20 protein-coding genes are annotated in these 25853 nt (G+C 72.2%); 14 read left to right on the top strand and 6 right to left on the bottom strand.

Annotation, left to right across the window (positions count from 1 at the left end; all coding sequences use genetic code 11):
• The first annotated feature begins 64 nt into the window (after positions 1-64).
• Positions 65-1456: an NAD(P)H-quinone dehydrogenase gene (locus AP234_RS04235; RefSeq protein WP_055478129.1), complete on the top strand. Its 1392-nt coding sequence runs from the start codon at positions 65-67 to the stop codon at positions 1454-1456.
• A 284-nt stretch (positions 1457-1740) separates the two neighbouring features.
• On the opposite strand, the gene AP234_RS04230 is transcribed toward AP234_RS04235, so the two are convergent.
• Both AP234_RS04230 and AP234_RS04225 read right to left on the bottom strand, forming a co-directional pair.
• Positions 1741-3123 carry a hypothetical protein gene (locus tag AP234_RS04230; RefSeq protein ID WP_055478128.1) on the bottom strand — a complete coding sequence of 461 codons (1383 nt, stop codon included), beginning with the start codon at positions 3121-3123 and terminating at the stop codon, positions 1741-1743.
• Positions 3124-3282: 159 nt separating this feature from the next.
• On the bottom strand, positions 3283-5031 hold the full coding sequence (locus AP234_RS04225; protein WP_055478127.1) for a biotin carboxylase N-terminal domain-containing protein: 1749 nt from the start codon (positions 5029-5031) through the stop codon (positions 3283-3285).
• A 257-nt stretch (positions 5032-5288) separates the two neighbouring features.
• Here AP234_RS04225 and AP234_RS04220 point away from each other — a divergent pair, with 257 nt between their 5' ends.
• Positions 5289-5561 (top strand): WXG100 family type VII secretion target, encoded by a 273-nt coding sequence (locus AP234_RS04220; protein WP_055478126.1) that lies wholly within the window; start codon positions 5289-5291, stop codon positions 5559-5561.
• A 16-nt stretch (positions 5562-5577) separates the two neighbouring features.
• Here AP234_RS04220 and AP234_RS04215 read toward each other — a convergent pair whose 3' ends face one another.
• A complete protein-coding gene (locus AP234_RS04215; RefSeq protein ID WP_055478125.1) occupies positions 5578-10518 on the bottom strand; it encodes an FtsK/SpoIIIE domain-containing protein in 4941 nt (1646 codons plus the stop codon).
• A gap of 539 nt (positions 10519-11057) precedes the next feature.
• On the opposite strand from AP234_RS04215, the gene AP234_RS04210 reads away from it, so the two are divergent.
• Genes AP234_RS04210 through AP234_RS04155 form a run of 12 tightly spaced genes read left to right on the top strand, consistent with a single transcriptional unit; the run spans position 11058 to position 22363 of the window.
• Positions 11058-11765, top strand: a complete 708-nt coding sequence (locus tag AP234_RS04210) for a hypothetical protein (RefSeq protein WP_055478124.1) — start codon at positions 11058-11060, stop codon at positions 11763-11765.
• A gap of 1 nt (position 11766) precedes the next feature.
• Positions 11767-12609, top strand: coding sequence for a hypothetical protein (locus AP234_RS04205; protein WP_235557943.1), 843 nt, complete (start codon positions 11767-11769; stop codon positions 12607-12609).
• Complete coding sequence (locus AP234_RS04200; RefSeq protein ID WP_055478123.1) at positions 12606-13925, top strand: ATPase, T2SS/T4P/T4SS family; 1320 nt, start codon at positions 12606-12608, stop codon at positions 13923-13925. The genes AP234_RS04205 and AP234_RS04200 overlap by 4 nt, the downstream gene beginning before the upstream one ends.
• Positions 13922-14827 carry a type II secretion system F family protein gene (locus AP234_RS04195; protein ID WP_055478122.1) on the top strand — a complete coding sequence of 302 codons (906 nt, stop codon included), beginning with the start codon at positions 13922-13924 and terminating at the stop codon, positions 14825-14827. The genes AP234_RS04200 and AP234_RS04195 overlap by 4 nt, the downstream gene beginning before the upstream one ends.
• A complete protein-coding gene (locus tag AP234_RS38365) occupies positions 14824-15894 on the top strand; it encodes a hypothetical protein (RefSeq protein WP_055478121.1) in 1071 nt (356 codons plus the stop codon). The genes AP234_RS04195 and AP234_RS38365 overlap by 4 nt, the downstream gene beginning before the upstream one ends.
• The gene (locus AP234_RS04185) at positions 15894-16139 is read left to right on the top strand and encodes a hypothetical protein (RefSeq protein ID WP_055478120.1); all 246 of its coding nucleotides are present in this window, start codon (positions 15894-15896) and stop codon (positions 16137-16139) included. Before AP234_RS38365 ends, AP234_RS04185 begins: the two co-directional genes overlap by 1 nt.
• Positions 16136-16570, top strand: coding sequence for a TadE/TadG family type IV pilus assembly protein (locus AP234_RS04180; RefSeq protein ID WP_055478119.1), 435 nt, complete (start codon positions 16136-16138; stop codon positions 16568-16570). The genes AP234_RS04185 and AP234_RS04180 overlap by 4 nt, the downstream gene beginning before the upstream one ends.
• Before the next feature lie 44 nt (positions 16571-16614).
• Positions 16615-16986 carry a TadE/TadG family type IV pilus assembly protein gene (locus AP234_RS04175; protein WP_055478118.1) on the top strand — a complete coding sequence of 124 codons (372 nt, stop codon included), beginning with the start codon at positions 16615-16617 and terminating at the stop codon, positions 16984-16986.
• Positions 16983-17495 carry a pilus assembly protein TadG-related protein gene (locus AP234_RS04170; protein ID WP_235557942.1) on the top strand — a complete coding sequence of 171 codons (513 nt, stop codon included), beginning with the start codon at positions 16983-16985 and terminating at the stop codon, positions 17493-17495. Before AP234_RS04175 ends, AP234_RS04170 begins: the two co-directional genes overlap by 4 nt.
• 6 nt (positions 17496-17501) lie before the next feature.
• On the top strand, positions 17502-20687 hold the full coding sequence (locus AP234_RS04165; RefSeq protein ID WP_235557941.1) for a hypothetical protein: 3186 nt from the start codon (positions 17502-17504) through the stop codon (positions 20685-20687).
• A gap of 9 nt (positions 20688-20696) precedes the next feature.
• Positions 20697-21377, top strand: a complete 681-nt coding sequence (locus AP234_RS04160) for a hypothetical protein (RefSeq protein ID WP_055478117.1) — start codon at positions 20697-20699, stop codon at positions 21375-21377.
• Complete coding sequence (locus AP234_RS04155) at positions 21374-22363, top strand: hypothetical protein (protein ID WP_055478116.1); 990 nt, start codon at positions 21374-21376, stop codon at positions 22361-22363. Before AP234_RS04160 ends, AP234_RS04155 begins: the two co-directional genes overlap by 4 nt.
• Before the next feature lie 27 nt (positions 22364-22390).
• Here AP234_RS04155 and AP234_RS04150 read toward each other — a convergent pair whose 3' ends face one another.
• From AP234_RS04150 to AP234_RS04140, 3 genes are all read right to left on the bottom strand, one after another.
• Positions 22391-22903, bottom strand: coding sequence for a methylated-DNA--[protein]-cysteine S-methyltransferase (locus AP234_RS04150; RefSeq protein WP_063842750.1), 513 nt, complete (start codon positions 22901-22903; stop codon positions 22391-22393).
• Between the two features lie 197 nt (positions 22904-23100).
• Positions 23101-24642, bottom strand: a complete 1542-nt coding sequence (locus tag AP234_RS04145) for an Ada metal-binding domain-containing protein (RefSeq protein ID WP_055478115.1) — start codon at positions 24640-24642, stop codon at positions 23101-23103.
• Between the two features lie 148 nt (positions 24643-24790).
• Entirely contained in the window at positions 24791-25729 is a 939-nt protein-coding gene (locus AP234_RS04140) for an NYN domain-containing protein (RefSeq protein WP_055478114.1), read from the bottom strand.
• Positions 25730-25853: the final 124 nt, after the last annotated feature.

Below are 25853 nucleotides of genomic sequence, written 5' to 3'. Positions count from 1 at the left end.
ATTCGGTATGGCCATGCCGGGCGAACCGGGAATGAGCGCGTAAGAATGCGGGACAATAGGTTACGTGACGAGGATTGTGATCATTGGTGGCGGTCCCGGCGGGTACGAGGCGGCGCTGGTGGCCGCGCAACTGGGTGCACAGGTCACCGTGGTCGAGCGGGACGGCCCCGGCGGCGCCTGTGTGCTCACCGACTGCGTGCCGTCCAAGACCCTGATCGCCACCTCCGTCCGCAAGCAGGCGCTGCTCGACGCCTCATCGGTCGGTGTCCACTTCGACGGCGGCCCGGACGGCGACACCGGAGGTGTCATCGCCGACATGAGCCTGGTGAACAAGCGTGTGAAAGAGCTGGCGCACGCGCAGTCCGCCGACATCACGGCACGGCTCGCCGCCGAGGGCGTGGAGGTGATCCACGCCGAGGGGCGGCTCGTCGACCCCCAGGTGGTGCGCGCGGGCGACCGGACGATCCGGGCCGACGTCGTCATCGTCGCCACCGGCGCCCACCCCCGCGTGCTGCCCGGCGCGGAGCCGGACGGGGAGCGCATCCTGTCCTGGCGGCAGCTGTACGACCTGCGGGAGCTGCCCGAGCACCTGATCGTCGTCGGGTCGGGGGTGACCGGCGCCGAGTTCGCCGGCGCGTACCAGTCGCTCGGCTCCCAGGTGACGCTCGTCTCCTCCCGCGACCGGATGATGCCGAACGAGGACGCCGACGGGGCCGAGGTGCTGGAGGAGGTCTACCGGCGGCGCGGCATGAACGTCATGGGCCGATCGCGGGCCGCCTCGGTCAAGCGCACGGCCGACGGGGTCGTGGTCACGCTGGAGGACGGCAGGACGGCCGAGGGCAGTCACTGCCTGATGACCGTCGGCATGGTGCCCAACACGGCCGGAATCGGTCTGGAGGACAACGGCGTACGGCTCGACCGGGGCGGGTTCATCGAGGTCGACAAGGTGTCCAGGACCTCGGCTCCCGGGATCTACGCGGCCGGCGACTGCACGGGTGTGCTGATGCTGGCGTCCGTCGCGGCCATGCAGGGCAGGATCGCCGTCTGGCACGCGCTCGGCGAGGCCGTCCAGCCCATCCGGCTGGCCACGGTCGCCGCCAACATCTTCACCGACCCGGAGATCGCCAACGTCGGGGTGTCGCAGCAGCAGATCGAGTCCGGCGAGATCGACGCCAACGTCGTCAAACTGCCCCTGGCGACCAACGCGCGGGCCAAGATGCAGGGGTTCAACGACGGGTTCGTGAAGCTCTTCTGCCGGCCCAACACGGGCATCGTGCTCGGCGGGGTCGTGGTGGCCCCCCGGGCGTCGGAGCTGATCCTCGCGGTGTCGGTCGCCGTGCAGCAGCGGCTCACCGTCGACCAGCTCGCGCACACTTTCGCGGTCTACCCGTCGCTGTCGGGCTCCATCACCGAGGCGGCCCGGCGCCTCATGTCGCCGCTCACCACCGCCATCTGACCACTCGCAGTCGGCGAGGGTTCGCCGCCGGTGCCCGGACACGGCGACGCCGTGATCTCACACCCGGTCGAATGCAAGATCACGGCGGGTGAAGCGGCAGGTGGCAGGTCCTTCCTGTGACTTTCTGCAAGATCGCGAACGGTATCCGCGCTGATGAGCGGGGGTCGTTGCGAGTATTCGCAAGATCACGGGGGGAAGGGGGTGGGGCCGGGTGTCGCCTTCGGCGGTCACCCGGCCTCTTCGGTGCTACCGGCCCCTTCTAAAGGGTTACCAGCCGTAACGGGTCACCAGTCGCCGCCGCCGAAATCGCCACCGCCGAAGTCGCTGCCGCCACCCCAGTCGCCGCCGCCGAAGCCGCCGCCACCGAAGTCACCGCCACCCCAGTCGCCGCCGCCACCACCGGCCTCGACGCCCGCCGCGTAGCCCGCGCCGTAGCCGCCCCAGCCGCCGCCGAAGGCGTGGCCGAGCATGGTGCCGACCATCATGCCGGTCAGCAGGTCGCCGCCGAAGCCGCCGTAGTACCCGTAGGCGTACGGCTGGTAGGCCGGGCCCGCGTCCCAGTACGGCCTGCGCTCACCGTTGACCATGACCTCGCGCATCTGCGGGTCGAAGCCACGCTCCACCGCCTCGGCGTCGGCCGCGCAGGCGGGCACGTCGCGGAGCGCGCCGCCGGGCGGGGCCCACCGCACGTTGCGGGCCGAGGGGCCGTGTTGCGGGTTGAAGAAGCACGGGGGCAGACGCTCGGGCAGCGGCTGGTTGTTCACCCGGGCCTTGACGCAGGCCAGCGCGTAGCGGCCGTCCTCCAGCGTCGAGGTCACCGTGCGCAGCTCGTCGGCGCGCTGCACCGCGGCCAGCTCGTTCTTGGCCCGCTCGTAGGAGTCGAGCGCGCGCTGCCAGTCGGCCGCCGTCTCCGCCTGCGGCAGCATCTTCACATCCATGTCGAGGGCGGTGATCTCCTCACCGAACTTGGTGACGTCCTCCTCGACGGTCTGCTTCACCGCGGCGAGCTCGGCCGCCTCGCGCTCCTCACGCCTGCGCTTGTTGCGGCGACCGATCATCCACAGACCGGCTCCGCCCACGACCGCGACGCCCAGGATGCCGACGAGCACGCCGGTGCCGCCGCCTCCGCCGACCGTGCTTCCCGTCTTACGCGCAGCCTTGACATCGCCATCCTTGACCAGGTTGACCCGGTTGACGAAGTCCTGCATGCCGGTGAGGAGGTCGGTGTTGGCGTTGGTGGAGAGCTTTGCCAACGTGCCGGCCGCGTTCTTGGGCAGGTCGTTCGATCCGGCGAACAGGCTCTTCCCGTCGAGCACCGCCACGGTCGCCTTCGACTTGCCCGCATTGTCGAGCTCGGTCAGCAGCTGTGGGATATAGGTGCTGATCTGGGCGGTGGTCACGGTGCCGTCGGGCAGCGCGGCCACGTAGATCGGGGCCTTCGACTCCTTCAGCGCCTCGCGGAGCCCGTCCTGCTCACTGGACGACAGCGGCGATCCGCTCATCGCGTAGAAGTGGTCCTGGCTGTTCTTCCAGGACGCGACTACAGTGGCCGGGTCCGGCGGAGCGGCGGCGTGCGCCGCGGGGACCGTGGCGATCAGCGCGAACATGCTGATGAACAGCGCCGCCACGGCGCTGCCCGCACGGCCCAGCGGGTTCTTCTTGGTCACGGCTTTAAGCCTCCTTCGCCCTTCTGGACGAACGGCGGTGTTCGATGGTTCCTCTTTCCGGCAACGCTATCCGCTGAAGCATGCCCCGCGTCGGGCCGCTTTCCCGTTCCGAACGAACGCGCCCCGGGAAATTTCCCGGGGCGCGCCTCCTCGGCCCGCTCAGGTGTCCTTGATCTCGCAGATGACGGCGCCGGCCGTCACGGTCTGGCCGACGGAAGCGGCGAGACCGGTGATCGTGCCGGGCTTGTGGGCCGTGAGCGGCTGCTCCATCTTCATCGCTTCGAGCACCACGATCGTCTCCCCGGCCTCGACGGTCTCCCCGTCGGCGACGACGACCTTGACGATCGTGCCCTGCATGGGGCTGATGAGGGCGTCCCCGCCGGCCGCGGCCTTCTTCGCCGCGCCGCCCGCACCGTTGCGCCGTGGCGTCTTCCTGGTCTCCGTACGGCCGGCCGCGCCGAGCCCGGCGGGCAGGACGACCTCCAGACGCCTGCCGCCGACCTCGACGGTGATGCGCTGCCGCTCGGTCGGCTCGTCCGTCTCCGCGATGCCCTCGAACGGCGGGATCTTGTTGACGAACTCGGTCTCGATCCAGCGGGTGTGCACGGAGAACGGCTCGTCGGCGAAGGCCGGGTCGTCCACCACGGCCCGGTGGAACGGCAGCACGGTCGGCATGCCGTCGATCTCGAACTCGGCCAGCGCCCGGCGCGACCGCTCCAGGGCCTGCCTGCGTGAGGAACCGGTGACGATCAGCTTGGCCACGAGGGAGTCGAACGACTGCGGCACGCTCATCCCGGCCTCGTAGCCGGCGTCGAGCCGTACTCCCGGGCCGGAGGGCACGCGCATCGAGGCGATCTTCCCGGGCGCGGGCAGGAAGTTGCGGCCGGCGTCCTCGGCGTTGATGCGGAACTCGAAGGAGTGCCCGCGCAGCACCGGGTCGTCGTACCCGAGCGCCTCGCCGTCGGCGATCCGGAACATCTCGCGGACCAGGTCGATCCCGGCGACCTCCTCCGTGACCGGGTGCTCGACCTGCAGCCGGGTGTTGACCTCGAGGAAGGAGATCGTGCCGTCCTGGCCGACGAGGAACTCGCAGGTGCCGGCGCCGACGTAGCCCGCCTCGCGCAGGATCGCCTTCGACGACGAGTAGAGCAGCTCGAGCTGCTCCTCGGTGAGGAAGGGCGCGGGGGCCTCCTCGACCAGCTTCTGGTGGCGGCGCTGCAGCGAGCAGTCGCGGGTGCTGACCACGACCACGTTGCCGTGCCGGTCGGCGAGGCACTGCGTCTCGACGTGGCGGGGGCGGTCGAGGTAGCGCTCGACGAAGCACTCCCCGCGGCCGAACGCGGTCACGGCCTCGCGTACGGCCGACTCGTAGAGGTCGGGGATCTCCTCTGTGGTGCGGGCGACCTTCAGCCCCCGGCCGCCCCCGCCGAACGCGGCCTTGATGGCGATCGGCAGGCCGTGCTCCTCGGCGAAGGAGATCACCTCCTCTACGCCGGACACCGGGTCGGCCGTGCCCGCCACGAGCGGTGCGCCGACGCGCTGGGCGATGTGCCTGGCCTGCACCTTGTCGCCGAGCGCCATGATCGCGGCGGGCGGCGGACCGATCCAGATCAGCCCCGCGTCCTGTACGGCCCGGGCGAAGTCGGCGTTCTCCGCGAGGAAGCCGTAGCCGGGGTGCACGGCGTCGGCCCCCGTCGCGGCGGCGACGGAGAGCAGTTTGTCGATGTCGAGGTAGGTCTCCGCCGGGCTCTGCCCGCCCAGAGCGTGCGCCTCGTCGGCCACCCGCACGTGGAGAGCGTCCAGATCCTGGTCGGCGTACACCGCGACGCTCTTCAGGCCCGCGTCCGTGCAGGCGCGCGCGATCCGAACGGCGATCTCGCCCCGATTGGCGATCAGGACCTTCTGCACCGGTCTCCCCTTCCCTCAAGCACCGGCCTCCCCTTCCCTCAAGCCTTCCTGGAGTGTAAGGGGGCCTCCTGCCTCGGAGACGCCCGCCCCCGGAGCGCCGGCGTGACCCCACGAAACCGTACGTTCGGGAAGTAACCGGATGGGCCATCCGAGGTGTCGAACGGAGCCGGTATAGCGGCTGGGCATAGGAGCCTTTACAAGATTGACCAGCGGTTTACGGTGAGAGCGGACCTCTGTCGATTTAGGGAGTGAACTGAATGAGTAACAGCTTGCTCGGCGGCGACCCCGCGGAGATGCAGAGCATGGCCGCGCAGTTCAACCAGCAGGCGGACCAGGTTCGCACCACGATGGCCAGCCTCGACCGTGAGGCGGCCAAGGTCGGCACCGCCTGGACCGGTCCCGGCGCGCAGCGCTTCCACGACGCCTGGCAGAGCTACCGGTCGGCCTTCCAGCGCATGTCCGAGGAGCTCAACGAGGCGTCCCGCGTCATCAACACCTACCGCGGCAACATCGAGTCCGCCACCCGCTGACTCGCTCACGGCACGTTCACCGGACCGGGACCGCGGCCTGGATCGGGGTCGCGGCCCCGGAGATCACCAGCAGGCCGCGCCCGGTCGGGCCGCCCACGGCTCCGCGCGGCAGCCGTACGTTGAAGAGATCCCCGTCGGCCGGGCCCTGCACCGACAGCAGGAGCCCGGTCCGCGCCTTTCTGGCCTCCGCCACGAAACCCCGGTAGGCCGTCGCCAGATCCCCGGTGGGCCCCGCGATGAGCAGCCCGTGCTCGCCGTCCCGCCCGGTGCGGAGCACCTCCTCCAGGGCGAGGCCGAGCTGCGAGTCCGGCGAGATCAACTCCGCGTCGTCGACGAGCACCACGTAACGCTCCTGCTCCCTGACCAGGGCGAGAAGGTCCTGCGGCGCACCCCCGGTCACGCTTGCGGCGTTCCCGTCGAGCACGGCGAGCACGCCCGCTGAATCGGCCACTTCCCGCAGCGGGCTGCGGCGGGGGGTGACGGCGAGCACGGGGGTGCCCTGCCGCAGCAGCGATCGAGCCGCGGTGACCAGGCAGGACGACCTGCCCGATCGGGGCGGACCGGCGATCACGGCGGCCGGCCCCTGGGCCAGCAGATCGACGCCCAGCGGGGCGAGGGAGTCCCCGCCCGCGCCGAGCAGCGCCCACAGCGGCGACGGCGGCTCGAACGACGGCACGAGATCCAGGGCCTGCTCGGCCGTGATCCGCATCGGCAGGGCGTCCACGCGCAGCGGCGGCTCGCCGGCCCAGCCCCAGCGGCCCCGCGAGTCGCCGTCAGCGTGGAAGCCGCCACCAGGCACCTCGCCGAACCGGGCGGCAGCCGTACGGCCCAGCTCCTGCAGCACCGCCACCTGGGCGGGACCGGACGGATCGGGGGACAGCAGCGCGATCTGGCTCTCCACCAGGCCGTGTTCCCCGACCGACAGCGCGCGGCCGGGGGGCATCGAGGCGGGCAGATCACGCACCGGCAGCCCGGCCAGCCCGTAGTCGGCCGGATCGGCCAGCCGGAGGACCAGCCGGTCATCGAAGATCGTGGAGATCTGCCCGATCAGGCCCGACCGGTCGGAGGTGACCACCGCGCGCAGGCCGACGGCCGGCCCCTCACGCAGCAGTTGCATCAGCGCGTCGAGCAGGCGGCCGTAGTCGTAGTTCTCGAACGCCGCGACGTATCCCTCCCATCGGTCCAGCAGCAGCACCAGCCAGGGCAGGTGCCCGACCGCTTCGCCGGACGGCGCCGGCGCGGCCCGTCCCCGTGCGGCCGTCCTGGCCTCCGTCAGCGACGCGTACCCTGCCTCGGCCAGCAGTTGCTGGCGGCGGCCCACCTCGGCGCGCAGCCGGGTCAGCAGGCGCTCCACCCGGTCGAGCTGGTCGCGGGTGACCACGGCGCCGCAGTGCGGGAGGCCGACGAGCGGCAGCAGCGCCCCCGACCCGCAGTCGATCGCGTGGACGTGCACGTCCTCGGGGGAGGCCCCGGCCGCGATCGAGCCCGCGATCGTGCGCAGGGCGGTGGACCGGCCGCTGCGCGCCGAGCCCGCGATCAGCAGGTGCCCGCCGTGCCGCGGATCGAAGACGAGCGGCCGCCTGCCCTGCTGCCACGGCAGGTCCACGAGCCCGAACGGCAGCGGCGGCACCTCCTGGGCGTCCCGCCGGTACGGCCCGGCCGGGGCGAGCCGATGACCGGAGGAGCCGGCCGTCGCCGACGCGTCCGCCGACAGCGTGACCAGTTCCGGCAGGGGCGGCAGCCAGGGGCTGGGCTGTTCGGGGACGCCCCGCCCGGCCTCACGGATCGCGTCGACCAGCAGGGCGAGGTCGGAGTCGTCGCCGGACTCCACCGTCGGCACGGAGAGCGGACGGCCGAGCGCCGGCCAGGCCAGTTCCATCACCCGCAGGGCCTCACCACCCCGTCCGGCCGTCCGAGGGCTGCGCCCGCCGATCCTGGCCGTCTGCACCGCCACCGCCGGGCCCGCCCCTGACCTGACGTAGCAGCGGCCCGGCGTGGACCGCGAGATGTGCGCGGCGTCGGGCGCGTCGATCACGTCGGCCGACTCGCGCGCGTCGGTCACCCGCAGCGCGATCCGCAGCGAGGTGTTGGCCTGGATGTCGGCGGTCACCACGCCGCCGGGCCGCTGGGTGGCGAGGATGAGGTGAATGCCGAGCGAGCGGCCGCGCCGCGCGATGTCCACCAGGCCCTCGACGAAGTCGGGCAGCTCGGTCACCAGTGCGGCGAACTCGTCGATGATCAGCACGAGCCGGGGCATCGGCGGCCGTTCCGCCTGCCGGGCGGAGCCCCCGCCCGGCCGGCCCCCGGTCGTCTGTGCCGCGCCGGTCGGACCGAAGAGGCCGCCGGCCGGAGCCTGCCGTACGCCTGCGGAGCCCAGCACCCAGGTCGCGCCACGGGACCGCAGCCGCTGATACTCCTCGATGTCCTTCGCCCCCGCCTCCAGGAGCAGGCGCTCCCTCCTGCGGATCTCGGCCGCCAGCGACGCCAGCGCCCGCTGCGTCAGGTGGCCGTCGAGGTCGCTCACCATGCCGACCGTGTGCGGAAGCCGTACGCACTCTTTGAAGGCCGCCCCGCCCTTGTAGTCGATGAGCACGAACGTCATCTCGTCCGGCCGGTTGACCACGGCGAGCGAGGAGATCAGCGTCTGGAGCAGCTCCGACTTGCCGGCGCCGGTGGTTCCCGCGATGAGCGCGTGCGGGCCGTCGCGGCTCAGATCCACCTCGAACGGCCCCTCGGGGCCGACGCCGATGACGGCCCGGGTCGACCGGCCCCATCGCTTGGCGATGCGGTCGGGCTCACAGGCGTCCGCGCCGAGCAGGTCGAGCAGGCGGGCCGAGCCGGGTACGGCCGAGGCCGGGTCCTCTCGGCTCACGTCGCGCAGCGGGGCGAGCGCCCGGCCCAGGCGGTCGGCCCACGACACCGAGACCTGGTCGGCCCGGATCCGTCCGATGGCCTCCAGGCCACCGCCGTGCAGTCGCACCTCGCCGTCCGCCGAGCACGACACGACCGTCGCGCACTCCTCCGGCAGCAGCCGCCGGTCGCCGTCGATGGCGATCGTGTAGACCCCAGCGCGTGGGCCCTGCCTGAGCACCTGCGGCATTCCCGGCAGACCGCGCAGCACCTGGGCGCCGTCGAGCACGACGAGCACGTCGAACGGCTGCTCGTCGTAGCCGGCGAAGGCGGGCTCCGCCGCGGTCTCGGCCGCCGCGCCCCGGCCGAGGTCGTCCCAGCCCGCCGGGCCGCCGGTCAGCCGTCCGCCGCCCAGCGCCGATTTACCCAGTGCCGATGACTTGCCCTCGTCGTCGAGCCGTTCGTCGATCAGCGCGGTGAGCTCGGCGACCCGGCGGGCCGCTGCCTCGGGGTCGGCGCCGACGAGCGCGACGGAGTCCGCGCCGAGCGGCCCGCCGCCGCGCGCGCCGTGGCCGCAATGGGGGAGCCACCGGACCCAGCCCCACTGCCGGTCGCTGTCGGACCCGGCCGACAGCACGACGATCGCCAGGTCGCGCGGGCTGTGCAGGGCGGCGGCCTGGCCGACCAGCCAGCGTGCGCAGGCCAGCGCGGTCTTCCTCGGTCCGGTGACACCGGCCACGCCGAGCCGCCGCATGACCAGCGCGACCGGCACGTCGTGGCAGATCGGCTGCTCCGGACGGGGCGCGTCCTGCGGAGTGCCGCTCTCGAGTTCGAACTCCAGGCCGGCGGGCAGATCCGCCAGGCCCACCCGCAGCCGCAGCGCGTCCCGGTCGTGGCTGCGCCGCTCCCACAGCCTGCGCCGGGGGCCGGTGGCGGTGAGCAGCACCTCGGCCGGGTCGGGCGCGCCGTCGCGGCGGGCGGCCTCGTCCTCCTTGACGGCCTGGGCGACCTCCGCCTCGAATGCCGCCAGGCGCTCGCGATACGCCTTGACCGCCTGGCGGTGCTTCTTCTTGCCGTGCCTGCGGTCGCTCGCCCACTGGCCGATCATGATGAGCGGCGTCATGAACGCGAACAGCAGATAGTACCAGGTCCGGAGGGCCACGGCCATGACGATCCCGAGCACCGCCGGGAGCAGCGCGGCGAGCAGTTGCAGCCGCATCCCCTCGGCCCGTCGCGGCTCCGCCGGGACCGTGATCCGCCGGCCGCGCACCGGTCGCGGCAGCCTGGGCGGGCGGTTGTAGGCGAGCCCGCCGTCCGGCAGCGCGTCCAGGTGCGTGTCCGGCGGTTCGACCGGGCCGAGCGAGAAGGCGGAGCCGCCGCACGAAAGCGTGCCCCACTCGGGCCAGGGCGTGGCCTCGGTGAGCGGCTCGCCCGCCAACCGCACGACGCCCGCGCCGATGTCGTCCGGCCGTGCCGTGTCGTCCTGCCGCCGTCCCCGCCGTCTGCGCCGCTTCTTCTTTCCGGCCTTCACCGGTGGGACGGTGCCGCCGGGTGTGGCCGGTTCGACGGTGACGCCGTTCGGGGTCAGGCGGACCACGGCGGCGACCGGGGGCAGTCCCGCGTCGCGTACGGCTATCGCGCACGCCGGATCGGACCCGATCGTGTGCGCGCCCACGCCGAGCCGGTGGACCGAGCCCGCGCCCGGGCCGCCCACGACGCGCAGTTCCGCCAGCCCGTCGGGCTCCTCGGCCATGGTGGCCCAGGCGGCCCGGCCGTCCAGGGCGACCACGTCGCCGTCGCGCAGCAGGCCGAAGACGGCCGCGTCGGGATCGAGCGGCCGCCCGTCCAGCCAGAGCCCGGCCGCCCGTCGCGTGTCCCCGTCGGTCTCGGACCCGGTGACGCGCCCCGGTTTCCCGCCGACCGTTCTCCTGCCGCCGAGGTCGTACGGCGCGCGGGCGTGCGGGAGCCGTACGACATTGGACGGGCGCGGGTCGTCGAGCGCGGTGACGAGAGCGGCGGTGAGCCCGGCCACGGTGGCCGTCTCGTCGCCTTCGATCAACACGTCACGCCGTTCGTGCTCGGTGACCACGGTGAGCGTTAACCGCATGCGCAGACTCCCGGCGGGGTCGGGGTAGGGGGGACGTTCTCCGACAGAGCGTTTCACCCGCCGGACCCCTCCGTGAAGAACCCGTGCGGTTCTCCCGTACGGATTCCACCCATGAAGGGCCGGGTCGGCGGACGTCCGGCGAAGGCCACGTTAGCGAGGCGCTCCCGGCATCGCGCACTCTAATCGGTAAACCGCCATGTCATCAGCGCCTCCCCACCGTGGTGGCGTCGTACGGCTGTGCCGCGATTCGGCGGCGGCCGTACGGTCAAGTCCGTTGTGAACGACATGCGCATCAGGAATAGATCGTTACCCTCTATCACAAAATTTCGAGATCTGGTAGTCACCTACCGATATGGTAATAGATCCATTCCCGTTGACAGGTTTATTGCTAACGGATAAGCATGGGACGCCGTATAACCACACGCGGGCGGCCGAAATTTGGTCATAATCCGATGAACGCGCGGTGAACGGTAAGGACCGTAAATAAATTGGAGCGGCCCGAAAATCGGGCGTGATCATCACCGGGAGCCTCTGTATCGATGAGGATCAGCGAGAAGGCATCGCAGGACGGTCGCGGTGCGGTGAGTGAACGGCCGGGGCTGTCCGGGCCCGCGTCTCGCAAGCTTCCCGTGCCGCCCCGGGAGCGCAGGCCGGCGCTCGCCGCGCTCGCCGTGCTCCTCATCCTGGGCGGTGCGCTGGCGACCACGCTGCTGGTCATGCGCAGCGGCGAGCGGGTGTCCGCGGTGATGATCACCCAGCAGGTGGGGGCGGGGCAGCGGATCCCGCGGTCGGCACTGGGCGAGGTGGAGATCGCCGACACCGGCATCCCGCGCGTGCTGTGGCGCGACAGCGAGAGCGTCAGCCAGTGGTACGCCGCGGTGACCCTGCTGCCCGGCACGCTGCTGACCGAGTCGATGGTGGCGAAGTCCGGCGACGACGTGGGGCCGGGCAAGGCGCTGGTCGGCCTCGCGCTCAAGCCGGGACAGGCGCCGGCCCGTCTGAACGTGGGCGATGTCGTCCAGGTGATCCACGTCGCGGCCGCGGACAAGGGGGCGGACCAGCGGGCGGACGGCGGGCAGCAGCGGGTGCTCGCCACCGCCGCACGCGTCCACAGCATCGGCGCCGCGGGCCGGACCGGGGGAAGCGGACTGGTCACGGTGCGCGTGGACACCTCCGCCGCGCCGGCCATCGCCCAGTACGCCTCGGGCGGGGAAATCGCCCTGATCAAGCTTCCCGGAGTGAGGTGACGTGGCACTCATCGTCCTGGCGGCGGACAAGGGAGCGCCCGGCGTCACCACCGCGGCGACCGCCCTCGGCGCGGTGTGGCCCCGGCCGGTGCTGCTGGCCGAGTGCGACCCGTCGGGAGGCGATCTGGCCTACCGGCTGCCGGGGGAGGACGGCGGGGTGCTCAACCCGGGACGCGGCCTGCTCAGCCTGGGCGCGGTGGCACGACGGGGGCTGCGCGCCGATCTGATCTTCGAGCACACGCAGCGGCTCGTCGGCGGTCTCGACGTGCTCACCGGGCTCACCAACGCCGAGCAGGCGGCCGGGCTCACCTGGCTGTGGGGGCCGCTCGGGCGCTCGCTGGCCGCACTGCCGGGCGCCGACGTCCTGGCCGACTGCGGCAGGCTCGGGCCGCACCCGCAGATGAACGACCTCATCGCCGAGGCCGACGAGGTGGTCCTGTTCACCCGGGCCAGCCTCGACCACGTCGCCCATCTCCGGGAACGGCTGACGCTGCTCGGCCGGCCTGCCTGCGTGGTCGTGATCGCCGACCCCAGGGCCTACCGCGCCTCGATCGAGGAGGTCAGGCGGATCGTCTCCGGCTGGGACGTCAAGCTGGTCGGCGGCCTGGCGCACGACCCGAAGGGCGCGGAGCTGCTGCGCGGTCAGTGGGGCGGCCGGCTCGACCGCAGCCTGCTCATCCGGACCGCGCGCGACCTGGCCGGGCGGCTCGTGGCCCAGCTGGCGGCCGAGGCCGCCGCCAATGCGGCCCCCGGCGGCCAGGGGCGTACGGCAGGCGCTCCGGTCCCGGCACCACGACGTGGCCCGGGGCCGGGCCCCGGGCCGGTCAGGGGGGCGAGATCATGAATGCCGAGCAGCGACCCATCGACCACGGCCTGGTGAAGCGGTTCCGGCAGGAGGTCGGCGACCGTCTGGCGCACCAGCGGCGGCTGGATCAGGCCAGCGGGCTGCCGCCGATGACCGGCGAGGACGAGCGGCAGTTCGCCCGCGCGCTGATCGCGCAGGTCCTGGAGGAGTACGCGCGCGGCGAGATCGGGGTGGGCCGCACCCCGCCGACCGCCGAGGAGGAGGAGGCGCTCGCCGGGGGGATACACGCCGCGCTGTTCGGCGTGGGCCGGCTGCAGCCGCTGCTGGACGACACCGAGATCGAGAACATCGACATCAACGGGTGCGACCGGGTCTTCGTCGGCTACGCCGACGGCCGCGAGGTGCTGGCCGATCCGGTCGCCGACAGCGACGAGGAGCTGATCGAGCTCATCCAGGTCCTGGCGGCGTACTCGGGGCTGTCGTCCCGGCCGTTCGACACCGCCAATCCCCAGCTCGACCTGCGCCTGCCGGACGGGTCGCGACTGTCCGCCGTGATGGACGTGACCGTGCGTCCCGCGCTGTCGATCCGCCGCGCCCGCCTGGGCAAGGTCTTTCTCAGCGATCTGGTCGGCAACGGCACGCTCACGCCGGAGCTGGGCCGCTTCCTGTCGGCGGCGGTGGCGGCACGTAAGAACATCATGATCGCGGGCTCGACGAACGCGGGCAAGACCACCCTGCTGCGTGCGCTGGCCAACGAGATCCCGCCGCACGAGCGGCTGATCACCGTGGAGCGGGCGCTGGAGCTGGGGCTCGACCAGTTCCCCGAGCTTCATCCGAACGTCGTGGCCTTCGAGCACCGGCTGCCGAACTCGGAGGGCCAGGGCGAGATCACCATGGCCGAGCTGGTGCGGCGGTCGCTGCGGATGAACCCGTCCCGGGTGATCGTGGGCGAGGTGCTCGGCGACGAGATCGTCACGATGCTCAACGCGATGACCCAGGGCAACGACGGGTCGCTGTCGACCATCCACGCCAACTCCAGCATGGAGGTGTTCAACCGCGTCGCCACCTATGCCCTGCAGGCGGAGGAGCGGCTGCCGATCGAGGCCACGCACATGCTGATCGCCGGTGCGATCGACTTCGTCGTGTTCATCGAGAAGCACAACGACTATCACCGGGGCGGCGGGCTGCGGCGATACGTGTCCAGCGTCCGGGAGGTGACCGGGGTCGACGGCCGGGTCCTCTCCTCGGAGGTGTTCACTGTTTCGGACGGCCGGCTGGTGCCGCACGCCCCGATCTCCTGCGCCGCCGAGCTGGCCTATCACGGCTACGACCCGGCACATGGAGCGTGGCGATGAACACCGCGTTCTTCGGAGCCTTCGACCTCCTGGGGCTGTCGGCCGTGCTGCTGGCCGGGGCGGTGACCGGCGGCGGGCTGTTCCTGCTGGGCCTGTCTCTGTACGGCACGCGCCGCAGACCGGCCCGGCCGGACGGCAAGGCACGGGTGCGGCTGCTGCGCACGCTGACCACGAGGACGGCGGTGGCCCTGATCACCGGGGTGGTCGTCCTGGCGGTGACCCGGTGGCCGGTCGTCGCCGCCGGATCGGTGCTCCTGGTCCTCGCCTGGCGCGGCCTCACCGGAGGGGCCGCCGAGGAGCGGGCGGCGATGCGGCGGCTGGAGGCGCTCGCCGCCTGGACCGAGTCGCTGCGCGACACGATCGCCGGGGCCGCCGGCCTGGAGCAGGCCATCCCGTCGTCGGTGCGGGCGGCCGCCCCCACGCTGCAGCCGCAGCTGCGCACGCTCGTCGACCGGCTGCACACCCGCATGCCGCTCCCCGACGCGCTGCGGATGTTCGCCGACGAGCTCGACGACACGTCGGCCGACCTGGTGGTCGCCGCCCTCATCCTCAACTCGCGGTTGCGCGGGCCCGGGCTGCGCGACGTGCTGTCCGCCCTGGCGGTGTCGGCCAGGGAGGAGCTCGACATGCGGCGGAGGGTCGAGGCCGAGCGGAGGTCGACCCGCAAGAGCGTGCAGATCGTGGTCGGTACGGCTCTCGCCTTCGCCGGCGCGCTGGTCGTCTTCAACCGGTCGTACGTGGCGGAGTACGGCACGCCGCTCGGCCAGGCCGTACTCGTGGTGGTCGCGGGCCTGTTCGGCGCAGGCTTCGCCTGGATGAGGCGGCTGGCCCGGTTCGACAAGCCCGCCCGCATCCTCGCTCCCTATCACCGTCCATCGGTCGGCCGGAAGGAGGCCGGATGATCGAGACCGTGCTCGCGGGAGGCGTGCTCGGCATCGGGCTCTTCCTCCTGGTCAGGGCGTTGTTCCCGCCGAGGCCCGGACTCATCGCCAGGCTCGCCGCGCTCGACGTCGCGCGCGACGGCGCCGCGATCCCGAAGGCGCCGCTCATCGCCCCCGAGGAGAGGGTCAGCCCGTTCCGGCGGGGGCTGGGCGAGCGGCTCGCGCGCTTCTACGCGGCGCGCGGCTGGGAGGCGCGCTCGACCAGGGCCGACCTCGCCCTGCTCGGGAAGTCCTTCGAGGGGTTCCTGGCCACCAAAGCCCTGCTCGGCGTCTCGGGTCTGCTGGCCTTCCCCATCCTCGTCGCCTGGCTGGCGCTCATGGGCTGGGGAGTGTCGGTGCAGGTGCCGTTCTGGTCCGCGCTCATGGTGAGCGTGGTCTTCTTCCTGCTTCCCGACGTGCAGATCAAGCGCGACGCGGCCGTACGGCGACGCGACTTCCGGCACGCGGTCGGCGCGTTCCTCGACCTCGTCTCCATGAACCTCGCCGGTGGACGCGGCGTGCCGGAGGCGCTGATGATGGCGGTGTCCGTGGGGAACCCCGTCTCCGCCGCGAACCCCCTGTCCACCGTCAAGCAGCCGTTCAGGGCGGCGGCGCGCGGCGGGGGCGCGGGGACCGAGGGTACGGGCCCGGCCGCCGACGGCACCGGTCCCACGACCGCCGGCTCCACGACCGCCGGCCCGGCGGCGGCCGGCTCCAACTGGGCGATGGAGCGGATCCGCGAGGCGCTGGCCAACGCCCGGATCGTCGGCATCACCCCGTGGCAGGCGCTCGGCCAGCTCGGCGACGAGATCAACGTGGACGAGCTGCGGGATCTGTCGGCTGCCCTCGGGCTCGTGGCCGACGACGGCGCGAAGGTGCGCTCCTCGCTCACCGCCCGCGCCGCCACCCTGCGCCGCCGCGAGCTCGCCGAGGTCGAGGGCAAGGCGGGTGAACGGTCCCAGTCGATGCTGGTGGCGCAGCTGCTGCTGTGCGCCGGCTTCGTGCTCTTTCTCAGTTTTCCGGCCGCGATGAAGATGATGGGGGCCTGATGCTCTGGCTGCACTACCTGATCGCCGTCCTGCGCGTACGGATCGACCGTGCCAGGAACGCTCCCAGCAGGGGAGCCTCGGCAGTCGAATGGGTGATCATCACGGCGATCATCGCCGGGGTCGCCCTGGGTCTCGCCACGCTCATCAAGAACCTCGTGGCCGGGAAGGAAGGTGAGATCACCTCCAACTTCGGCGGCGGTGGTGGCGGTGGGGGCGCCGACATCCGCGCCCCGGGTGAACAGTGAGCCCAGCGGGTCGGCGCGCCACCCGAAGCGAGCGCGGCGCGACGGTGATCGAGCTTGCCATGCTCATGCCGGTCATCCTGGCCGTGGTGCTGCTGGTCGTTCAGTTCGCGCTGTGGTTCCACGGCCGTCAGGTCGCCGACGCCGCCGCGCGGGAGGGCGCCCGCATCGCCCGCGCCGCAGGCGCCTCGGACGGCTGGCAGAGCGGCGCGGAGGCCAAGGCCAGGCAGATCATCCAGGCGGTCGGGCCCAAGCTGCTGCACAACGCCCAGGTGCAGGCGTGGGAGCAGGGCGACCGGCGGGGCATCGACGTGACCGCGACCGCCGTACAGGTGGTGCCGCTGCTGCCCGAGGCGACCTTCGAGATCACCGCGCACTTCGGCGGTCCGATCGAATGCTTCCGTCCGGACGACGGCTCGGAGGGCTGTGAATGAGCGGGCCCGGCGCCTGTCGAGACGGCCGGTCCGATGCAGGTTCGATGACGGCCGAGACGGTCATGCTCGCCCCGGTCCTGCTGCTGTTCCTGCTGTTCGTGGTCGGGGCCGGGCGGATCGTGGAGGCGCAGGGGGAGGTCAACGGCGCGGCCAGGGACGCGGCCAGGGCCGCCTCGGTCCAGCGGAGCCTCGCCGAGGCCGAGTCGGCCGCGACGGAGGTCGCGCAGTCCTCGCTGTCGGGCGACTGCTCCCCGCAGGTCAGCCTCTCCGGGACCGAGTGGAAGGCGGGCGGTGTCGTCAAGGCGACCGTGACGTGCCAACTCGATCTCGGCTTCCTCGGTTTCTCCGGGACCAGGCAGATGACGGGCGACTCCGTCGTGCCGCTGGAACAGTTCCGGAGGTACGAGGAGAAATGATCCGTCGGCGCGGTTTCCCGAACGCTCCCTCCCCCGGAGCCGCCTCCGAGGCGGACCGGGGATCGATGTCGGTGTTCGTGGTCATCTTCTCGGCCGCGGTGTTCCTCCTGGCCGGGCTGCTGGTCGACGGCGGAGCGGCGATCAACGCGCGGCTGAAGGCCGCCGACATCGCCGAGCAGGCGGCACGCGCCGCCGCCGACCAGATCGACCAGGAGACCCTGCGGGCGACCGGCCAGATCCGGCTGCTCTCCGCCGACGGCGACGTGTGCGGCCGGGCCGAGGAGATCGTGGGCGCGCACCAGGCCGACGGCGTACGGATGACCAGCTGTGAGACGGGTGGCGGACAGACGGAGGTGACCGTCGGGGTGGCGGTCCACTGGGACGCCTACTTCCTCGCGGTGCTGGGCTTCGGCGGCTCCGACATGGCGGCGACCGCCACGGCCGCCCCCAGCACGGGCGCCGCCGCCCTGGCGGGGGCATCGGGCGGCCCGAATGTCGGGGAGGGATGAGGGGAAATGTCACAGAAGTCCACGCCCCCCGGTTCCCGCGAGACCCTGCGCCGCTGGCCGGACTCCGCCGGGCGGCGACCACGTGGCCGAGGAGCCGCGAGCTCCGGGTCCGCTATGAACACCGGGCCTTCAACGAGCGCGGGGCCAGAGGCCGGGGATCCGGTCGGGGTCTCCATCCCATCGCGGCCCGCCGACTATCGGCCCTTCGGACAGACGCAGCACGCGGCCGAGGCGCGGCGGGACCGCCGGCCGGTCCGCATCCGGCCCAGGCGGAGGTCCCGCGACGTCGTCGCGGGACTCGGGGCGCTGCTGGCCCTCATCGGGCTGGTCGCCGGGGTGCCGTACGCGCTGATCAGGCTGGCCGGTCCGCCCCTGTCACCGGAACTGCTGAACCTCGACCTGCTCACCAGCCGGGTCGGGCCGGAGACGATCGTCTCGATCCTGGTCCTGCTGGTGTGGCTCGCCTGGCTCCAGCTCTTCCTGTGCGTGATCGTCGAGGTGTACGGCGGGCTGCGCAGTGTCGGCATGCCCGCCCGGGTTCCCCTCTCCGGCGGCACCCAGGCACTCGCCAACCGGCTGGTCTCCGCGGCGCTGCTGCTGTTCACGGCGACGGCGGTGGCCGTGCCGATCGCCCGGGCGGCCGCGCCGGCGGTGCCGGTCCAGCCCCAGGTGACGACGCTCGCCGCACCGGTCGCCGCCGAAGCGGAGCAGCCGCTGCTGCACGCCCGCGAGGTCAAGAAGGTCTATGTCGTGCAGCCGCCGCACGGGCGCCATCACGAGAGCCTGTGGGAGATCGCCGAGAAGTGCCTGGGGGAGGGGCGTCGTTATCCGGAGATCTACCGGCTGAACAAGCACAAGGAGCAGCCCGACGGCAGCCGCCTGCACATCGCCGATCTCATCCGGCCGGGCTGGGTGCTCGACATGCCGGACGACGCCAGGAATGTCCATATTGTTCCTGTCGACGAGGATCGGCCGGAGATCCTCAAGGAGCACCGGGACGCGCCGGCGGAACTCGACGGGCGCACCGAGTATGTGAAGCCCGGCGCCACGCACCCGGAGCCCCACACCACGAAGGCCGACACCCCCAGGCCGGACACCGCCAGGCCGGATACCGCCAGGCCGGACACCGTCACCAGGCCGGAACCTCACCGGGAGTCGTCCGCCACCGCCGAGCCCACGGCCACGGCCACGGCTCGGCCCACCGCGGAACCGGTCGGAGAACCGCCGGTGACCCGGCCGGGCGACGGGACTCTCACGGGCCGGGACGAAGCCGCCGGGCTGGAACTGCTCGACTATCTGGCCGCTGCGACGCTGGCCGGTGCGGGGCTGCTCGCCGTGCTCGGCCGCAGACGCAGGGAGCAGCTGTGGCGGCGGGCGTTCGGGTGGCGGATCGCGCGGCCGCAGGGGGACGCCGCCGACGCCGAGGTGGCGATCCGGCTCGGCGCGGACGCACCGGGCGGCAGAGCCCTCGACCTGGGCCTGCGGCTGCTCGGCCGGCTCCTGGCCGAGCGCGGCGCGCATCCGCCCACGATCTACGCGGCCCACCTCAGCGACCGGGGCCTCGACCTGTGGATTCATCCCGCCGACGAGAACGCCCCGCAGCCGTGGGAGTCGTGCGACGGCGGGCAGGTATGGCGGCTGCCGGCGCACGAGGGGCGGCGGCTCGACGAGCACGCACTGACAGGCGTCCCCGCCCCCTATCCGGGCCTGGTCTCCCTGGGCGTCGGCCAGGACGGCGGCAGGGTGCTCATCGACCTGGAGGCCGCAAACGGAGTGATCAGCATGACCGGCGCGAACACGGTCGCGGCCCTGTCCGCGCTGGCCGTCGAGCTGGCGACCAATCGATGGTCCGACGACATGCGCATCACGCTCGTCGGCTTCGGCGAGGAGCTCACCGCGCTCGCGCCGGAGCGGATCAGGACGGCAGGCAGCCTGGCCGAGGTCCTGCCCGAGCTGGAGCGCCATGCCGCCGAGACCGGCTCGCCCGACGAGCCGTCGGGCGGCGAAGTCCTGACCGGCCGGATCCACGGCCGGGTCGCCGATCCGGCGTGGACCCCGCACTATCTGCTGTCGGCCATCGAACCCGACGAGGACGAGGCGCGCCGCCTCGCCCTGCTCGGCAAGGGCACCCGGACGGCGTACGGCTTCGTGCTCGCGGGTGAGGTGCCGCACGCGACCTGGACCTGGGAGATCACCGAGACCGGCCGGGCCCGGCTGGACGCGCTCGGCTTCGAGGTCGGCGCCCACCTGCTGCCGCGCAGGCACTACGACGCGGTGGTCGACCTGTTCCGTACGGCACAACACGCCGAGGGCGAGCCGCTCACGATCACCGGTGGCGCGGCGACCGCCGGACGGCCGCCCGACGAACCGCCCGAGATCGAGGTACGGATCCTCGGCACGATCGAGATCACCTCCGTCGATCCGCTGGAGGAGGGCCGGGCCGCCCTCGCCCACGAGATGGTCGTCTATCTGGCCACCCATCCCGAGGGGGTCCACCCGGTCGTGCTCGGGGGTGTCCTGTGGCCGCGTGGTGTGCAGGAGGCCGTACGCGACGCGACCATCGCCCGCGTGGCGGAGTGGCTGGGCAGCGACTCGCGCGGCCGGCCGCATCTCTTCCTCGACGACTCCGGCCGGCTGCGGCTCGGCCCCGGGGTCGGCACCGACTGGCGGCTGTTCCAGGACCTGGTCCGCCGGGCGGTGGCCGATCTCGACGCCGCGCCACAGGGCGCGCCCGAGGCCGTACGGCTCCGCGAGGCCGAGGCCGAGCTGCTGGACCGGGCGCTGCGGCTGGTGCGCGGTCCGCTGCTGAGCGGCAGGCCGGGCAAGCGGTACGCCTGGCTCGCGGCCGATCTGCTCGAATACGACGTCACGGCGTGGGTGGCCGACGCGGCGCACGCGCTGTGCGAGATCCGGTTGGGACAGGGCGATCCGGACGCGGCGATGGCGGCGGCCCGCGCGGGCCTGCTGCTGGCCACCGACGACGAGGGGCTCTGGCGTGACCTGCTGCGGGCGGCGCACGCCACGGGTGATCTCACCAGGCTGCGCGCCGTCGTCGACGGCCTGAGCCGGCGGGCCGCGTCCCATCCGTACGGCGGCGGGATGGCCCCGGAGACCGAGGCACTGATCGACGAGCTGCTGCCCAGCTGGCGCCGCGCCCCCGCCCAGGACCTCACGACCTCTCGCCTCGCCTGAGGAGTCCGTATGTTGACGAAGAATGCCAGGTGCGTTCTCGCCGTCCTGACGGGATGCACGCTGCTGGCGTCGGCGGCCGCCTGTGGCAAGGCCGAGGCGGAGCGCGGGTTCGTCCCACGCGGGGCCGTCCAGTCGTCCCCGGAGGCGGGGGAGCAGGCCCCCGAGGCGGCGACGCCGTCCCCGCCGGCGACCGGGACAGCCGAGGGTGCGGACGCCGGACCCGAGATCGAGATCGACTGGCCGGAGGGGCTCGACTCGAACCGCGAAGCCCTGTTCAAGGCGTTCACCGACGACTACATCGCCCAGTGGCGGGCCATCGCCTCCCACGGCGAGGACCTCTCCTACACCGAGGGCGTCGTGGACGAGGCGAAGCGGAGCGCGGTCAAGTGGGTGCACTCGTACGTCGATCAGAAGATGTCGGCAAAGGGTGTGATCAAGCTGTACGCGCTGCGCGTGCTGGCCGAGGTCGGGAAGGGGGTCCATGTCGCCGCGTGTCTGGACCAGTCCGGTCTGCGGATGACCGACTGGCGAGGCAGGCCGCTGGCCGACCAGCCCGACTGGCTCAAACCGCCGAAGTCGACCTTCCTCTACTCCGCCGCGTTACGGCATGAGGACGACGGCCGCTGGATCGTCGTCCTGTACCGCTTCGCCGAATACCCCCACGAGTACGCGAAGGAGTGCGCCCGATGAACGCTCGGCTGACGGCGCTGCTGACCGCCGTGCTGATCGGCCCACTGGCCGGGGGCGCGCTCACCACCCCGGCGTCCGCCGATCCCACTCCGCGGACGGCCAATCGACAGCAGACGCAGGCGGAGGGCTTCCAGCAGGGCCGTACGGCCGGGGTGACGCTGAAGAACTCCTCCATCACGCTGTCGGGGAACGGGCTCGGCGGCAAGAGCGACGGTTATCGGATGCCCCGCCCCTGCTGGCGGGAGCCGATGATGACGGCCGAGGAGATGCACCGCTTCAAGGTCACCGAGCGGAGACAGGACAGCTCCCTGCCGCCCAGTGAGCGGGGCACCTCGGGCGAGGACGTGCGGGATGCCGCGGCCAAGCTCAACGAGAAGGGCATGTGGTGGGGCCCCGCCGCCAACTGGGGCGACCCTGCGGCCGAGGCGTGCTACGCGGGGCTGGCCGAGCCGGTCTGGGTGCCGGAGGGGACCACGCCGCCCGGGGGGATCACGTTCGAGCAGCTCCTGCAGCTCGCCCGGGCCGCGCTCACCGTGCCGGAACCCAAGATCAAGCTCAGTCCCGATGCCGACAGCTACGTCAACCTGGAGACCTGGGTCTGGCTGGAGGGGGCGCAGGCGACGCCCCGGTCGGTCACGGCCACGCTCCCGGGCGTCATGTCCGCGACGGTGACGGCGACCCCGCAGGGTCTGGAGATCAAGTCGGGTACGACAGACGACCGGGCGACGGTCGCCAAGGACTGCGGCCCGACGGGTCACCCGTACAAGAAGGGCGGCGAGTTCAGGTGCGGCGTGCGGTATCTGCGGGCGTCGATCGACCAGCCGCGCAAGGTCTACACGCTCACGGTCACGGCGGTCTGGAACGTCACGGGAGGCGGCACGGGCGGCAACGCGACCGCGCTCACGTATGCCCCGATCCGGGTGTCGGCCTCCCGTGACGTCCCGGTGAACGAGATCCAGACCATAGTCAACGGAGGAGACGGATGAGCCGGATGCCCCGTTATGGGGAATACGTCAGGTTTTGGGGGGTGCCGGGGATTCGTGGGCGAGCAGCCATTCTTTGACGTGGGTGCCGTAGTAGTAGCCGCCGTAGCCGCCTGACGAGGGCAGCACCCGGTGGCAGGGCACGAACGGGGCGATGAGGTTCTGCGCGCAGGCCGACCCGGCGGCCCGCGCCGCCGTCCTCGGCAGCCCCGCCCTCTCCGCGAGCAGGCCGTACGACACGGTCGTGCCGGCGGGCACGGCGCGCAGCGCCTCGTACAGCCGCTGCCGGGTGGGTGTGCCGGACTGTTCGACCGGGATCCGGTCGAGCGCGTCGAGCTTCCCGTCGAGATAGTCCCGTACGGCCTGGGCCGCGTCGGCGAGGTCGCCCTCCGCCATGGCGAGATCCCGCAGCGCCGGCGGGAGCCGTACGAACATCTCGCGGGGGTCGGCGGTGAAGCCGGCGGCGACGAGGACCCCGTCGCGGGCGAGCAGCGAGAGCGGACCCACCGGGGTGGGCACGATCTGAGTGATGATCACCGGCATGATGGCGGTTTCCTCCTTGTTCGAAACCAGTGCCCCTACCACCAGGGTCGAGGCACCGGCCGGTGCTGGCGACACCGACGAAGTGCAAGATCACCAATTGAGTTTTCGCGGGTCAGCGAGGGCTGCTGCGAGTTTCTGCAAGATCACGACAGGGAAAGTGCGCAGGTCAGGGCAGAACCCTGCGAGATTTCGCAAGATCACGGCGGTGGGGTGGGGGTGGACCAGAGGTGGAGGGCGGCATAGGCCCGCCAGGGGCGCCAGCGCTCGGCCTCTTCCGCCGGGATGCCGAGCGCGGCCATGGTCTTGCGCAGCACGAGGTCTCCCTCCGGCCAGGCGTCCGGGTCGCGCAGCGAGCGAAGGGCGATGTAGCCCGCCGTCCACGGTCCGATGCCGGGGATCCGCAGCAGCCGGGCCACGGCCTCCGCGGGATCCTGGGCGCCGTCGAGGTCGATCTCCCCGGCTGCGACGGCCTCGGCCAGTGTGCGCAACGTCGCGATGCGACGGGTGGTGAGGCCCAGCCCGGTGAGGTCGGTCTCGGCCAGCCGCCCGGCCGAGGGGAAGAGCACCGAACCGGCCGGGCCGCCCGGGGTCCCCGCCCGTACGGCGACGCGGCCCAGGATCGTGCGGGCACCGGCCACCGAGATCTGCTGGCCGACGACGGCCCGCACCGCCAGCTCGAACCCGTCGAACGCGCCCGGCACCCGCAGCCCCGGGCGCTGTGCGATCAGCGGGCCCAGCGCCGTCGGACCGAGGACGGCGGCGACCGCCTCCGGGTCGGCGTCCAGGTCGAGCAGCCTGCGGCAGCGTGACACGATCTTGGCGAGGTGCCGTGTGTCGTCGGCGTGCACGATCAGCTTGATGTGATCCGCCGCGGGCACGAGCGTGAGTGATCCGCCGGGGATCGCCCGGGAGTAGCTCGCCACCTCGGCCGGTGCCGTCCCGTTCGCCGCGGTCTCCGGGCCGGACCAGGTGACGCTCTCCAGGCCGGGGATCGCACGGGCGGCGAGGAAGCGCAGCATGGACCGCGCGTCGTACGGCATGCGGTGGCCGAGCCGGAGCGTCAGCCCGGTGGCGGCAGAGGAGTGCCCCGACTCCGCCGAGTGCGGCTGCTCGTCCGGCTCCGGCACGGCGTGCCCGCGCCGGGCGACGGCGACGGCGGCGTCGGTCCCGATCTGGCCGTTTCTGAGCTCGCCGGGGGCGAAGCCGTACGACTCCTTCATCGCGGCGTTGAACTGCCGGACGCTGCCGAACCCGGCGGCGAACGCCACATCGGTGATGGGCAGGGACGTTTCGGTGAGGAGTTGCTTGGCGAGCAGCAGCCGCCTGGTCCGGGCGACGGCGAGCGGCCCGGTCCCGATCTCGGTGACGAACAGCCGGTGCAGGTGCCGCTCGGTCACGTGCAGCCGCCGGGCCAGACCGGCGACGCCCTGGTCGTCGGCCACGCCGTCGTCGATCAGGCGGAGCGCCCGCCCCACCAGGTCGGCGCGTACGTTCCACCCGGGGTCGCCCGGGCTCAACTCCGGGCGGCAGCGCCGGCACGGCCGGAAGCCGGCCGCCTCCGCCGCGGCGGCGTGCCGGAAGAACCGCACGTTCTTGCGTGCTGGAGTGCGGGCCGGGCAGATCGGACGGCAGTAGATGCCCGTCGAGGTGACAGCCGTGTAGAAGCGCCCGTCGAACCGGGGGTCGCGTGCGGACACCGCCAGGTAGCACGTGTCGAAGTCGAGCTGTCGTGTGGTCACGCGTTCGACGTTATGCGCAGACCACGGGCTCGGACTGGCGGAAATCGGACCACACCGTGCTCATGAATCGGACCACATCGTGCTCATATCGTGCTCACCACCGTGCCGCCGCCCCGGCGTCGGATCATGCCCCCGCCCCCTGCCGGCGTCACTTGCTCGATATGCCCACCCCGAGATCGAACTCCCGATAGACCCTGGCCCAGAAGCCGTCGCGCAGCCAGACCCGCGCCTCCGGATAGGGCCGCAGTGAATGGCCCAGCTCCTTCTCCGCCTCGATCAGCAACTCGGTGTCGATGACCGTGGGCAGGATGGGGCCGGGCAGTAGATCTCGGATGTTGTCGCGCCCCCGGGTGAGGATCCACTTCTGTGCGACGTGCTCGCCCACCTCCTCCACCCGTGGACGCCCCGGACCGAGCTTGGCGACCTGGCCGACCGGTGCCTTCGGCACGGGTTTGACCGTACGGCCCGCGAACACCTGGGCGGGCGACGGAGTGGGCGGCACCGGAACAGGAACGGGCGCACGAGTGAAATACGGACGCAGAAACTCGGCACTCAGGATCTCAACGGTGTCGGACTCCCACACGAGCCGCTCGGCCTGGTTCGTGCCGAACGGCGGCTCGACCCCCCAAAGATGGATGCGCACGCCGTACGCCTGGGCGGCCTCCACGGCCGGGACCATGTCCTCATCCCCGGCGATCAATACGGCGTCGCTGACCGCGTGGTGCCGGGCCAGTGCCTCCAAATCGCTGCGGATCTGCGCGTCCACACCCTTCTGCTGGCCCCTGGCGTTCAGGTTGCCGAGCCGCACCTTCACCCAGGGAAGCTGTGCGATCACACGCTGGTCCACGGTGGGCACACGATCACGAGCGGCGTCGTACCAGTAGACCCGGAGCAACTCGCCACCGGGGATGCGCTCAAGTGCGTGCTTCTGGAGCGCCTGGATCAACTCGTCCGCCGCGATGCGGTACTCCTTGCGCTCCTTCGCGCCTAACAGAACTTCGCCGGCAGCCGCGTATAGGTAACCAACATCAACAAGAACGGCATACTTTGCGGCAATGCCATGTGTGCTGAAGTCCGGGATGGCCATGGTGTCCTCCAGGACTCGTCACTAGATGATCGGGCTGACTATCATTCCCCCACTTTCTAGATAGTCCCAACTCTTGGGCCAGTTGACACCCCGTTCCGCCGATGTAATCGCACCGTGCTTGCGG

It is taken from the genome of Sphaerimonospora mesophila, from assembly GCF_001417795.1.
Taxonomy (GTDB): Bacteria; Actinomycetota; Actinomycetes; order Streptosporangiales; family Streptosporangiaceae; genus Sphaerimonospora; species Sphaerimonospora mesophila.
The sequence above is the reverse complement of the archived record's forward strand: the minus strand, read 5'-3'. Positions and strand labels throughout refer to the sequence as shown.

Coding starts and splice junctions, on each gene's coding strand:
- AP234_RS04220 (WP_055478126.1), top strand. CDS start 5,289: ATGAGTAACAGCTTGCTCGGCGGCGACCCCGCGGAGATGCAGAGCATG.
- AP234_RS04215 (WP_055478125.1), bottom strand. CDS start 10,518: ATGCGGTTAACGCTCACCGTGGTCACCGAGCACGAACGGCGTGACGTG.
- AP234_RS04210 (WP_055478124.1), top strand. CDS start 11,058: ATGAGGATCAGCGAGAAGGCATCGCAGGACGGTCGCGGTGCGGTGAGT.
- AP234_RS04200 (WP_055478123.1), top strand. CDS start 12,606: ATGAATGCCGAGCAGCGACCCATCGACCACGGCCTGGTGAAGCGGTTC.
- AP234_RS04195 (WP_055478122.1), top strand. CDS start 13,922: ATGAACACCGCGTTCTTCGGAGCCTTCGACCTCCTGGGGCTGTCGGCC.
- AP234_RS38365 (WP_055478121.1), top strand. CDS start 14,824: ATGATCGAGACCGTGCTCGCGGGAGGCGTGCTCGGCATCGGGCTCTTC.
- AP234_RS04185 (WP_055478120.1), top strand. CDS start 15,894: ATGCTCTGGCTGCACTACCTGATCGCCGTCCTGCGCGTACGGATCGAC.
- AP234_RS04175 (WP_055478118.1), top strand. CDS start 16,615: ATGACGGCCGAGACGGTCATGCTCGCCCCGGTCCTGCTGCTGTTCCTG.
- AP234_RS04170 (WP_235557942.1), top strand. CDS start 16,983: ATGATCCGTCGGCGCGGTTTCCCGAACGCTCCCTCCCCCGGAGCCGCC.
- AP234_RS04165 (WP_235557941.1), top strand. CDS start 17,502: ATGTCACAGAAGTCCACGCCCCCCGGTTCCCGCGAGACCCTGCGCCGC.
- AP234_RS04160 (WP_055478117.1), top strand. CDS start 20,697: ATGTTGACGAAGAATGCCAGGTGCGTTCTCGCCGTCCTGACGGGATGC.
- AP234_RS04155 (WP_055478116.1), top strand. CDS start 21,374: ATGAACGCTCGGCTGACGGCGCTGCTGACCGCCGTGCTGATCGGCCCA.
- AP234_RS04150 (WP_063842750.1), bottom strand. CDS start 22,903: ATGCCGGTGATCATCACTCAGATCGTGCCCACCCCGGTGGGTCCGCTC.
- AP234_RS04140 (WP_055478114.1), bottom strand. CDS start 25,729: ATGGCCATCCCGGACTTCAGCACACATGGCATTGCCGCAAAGTATGCC.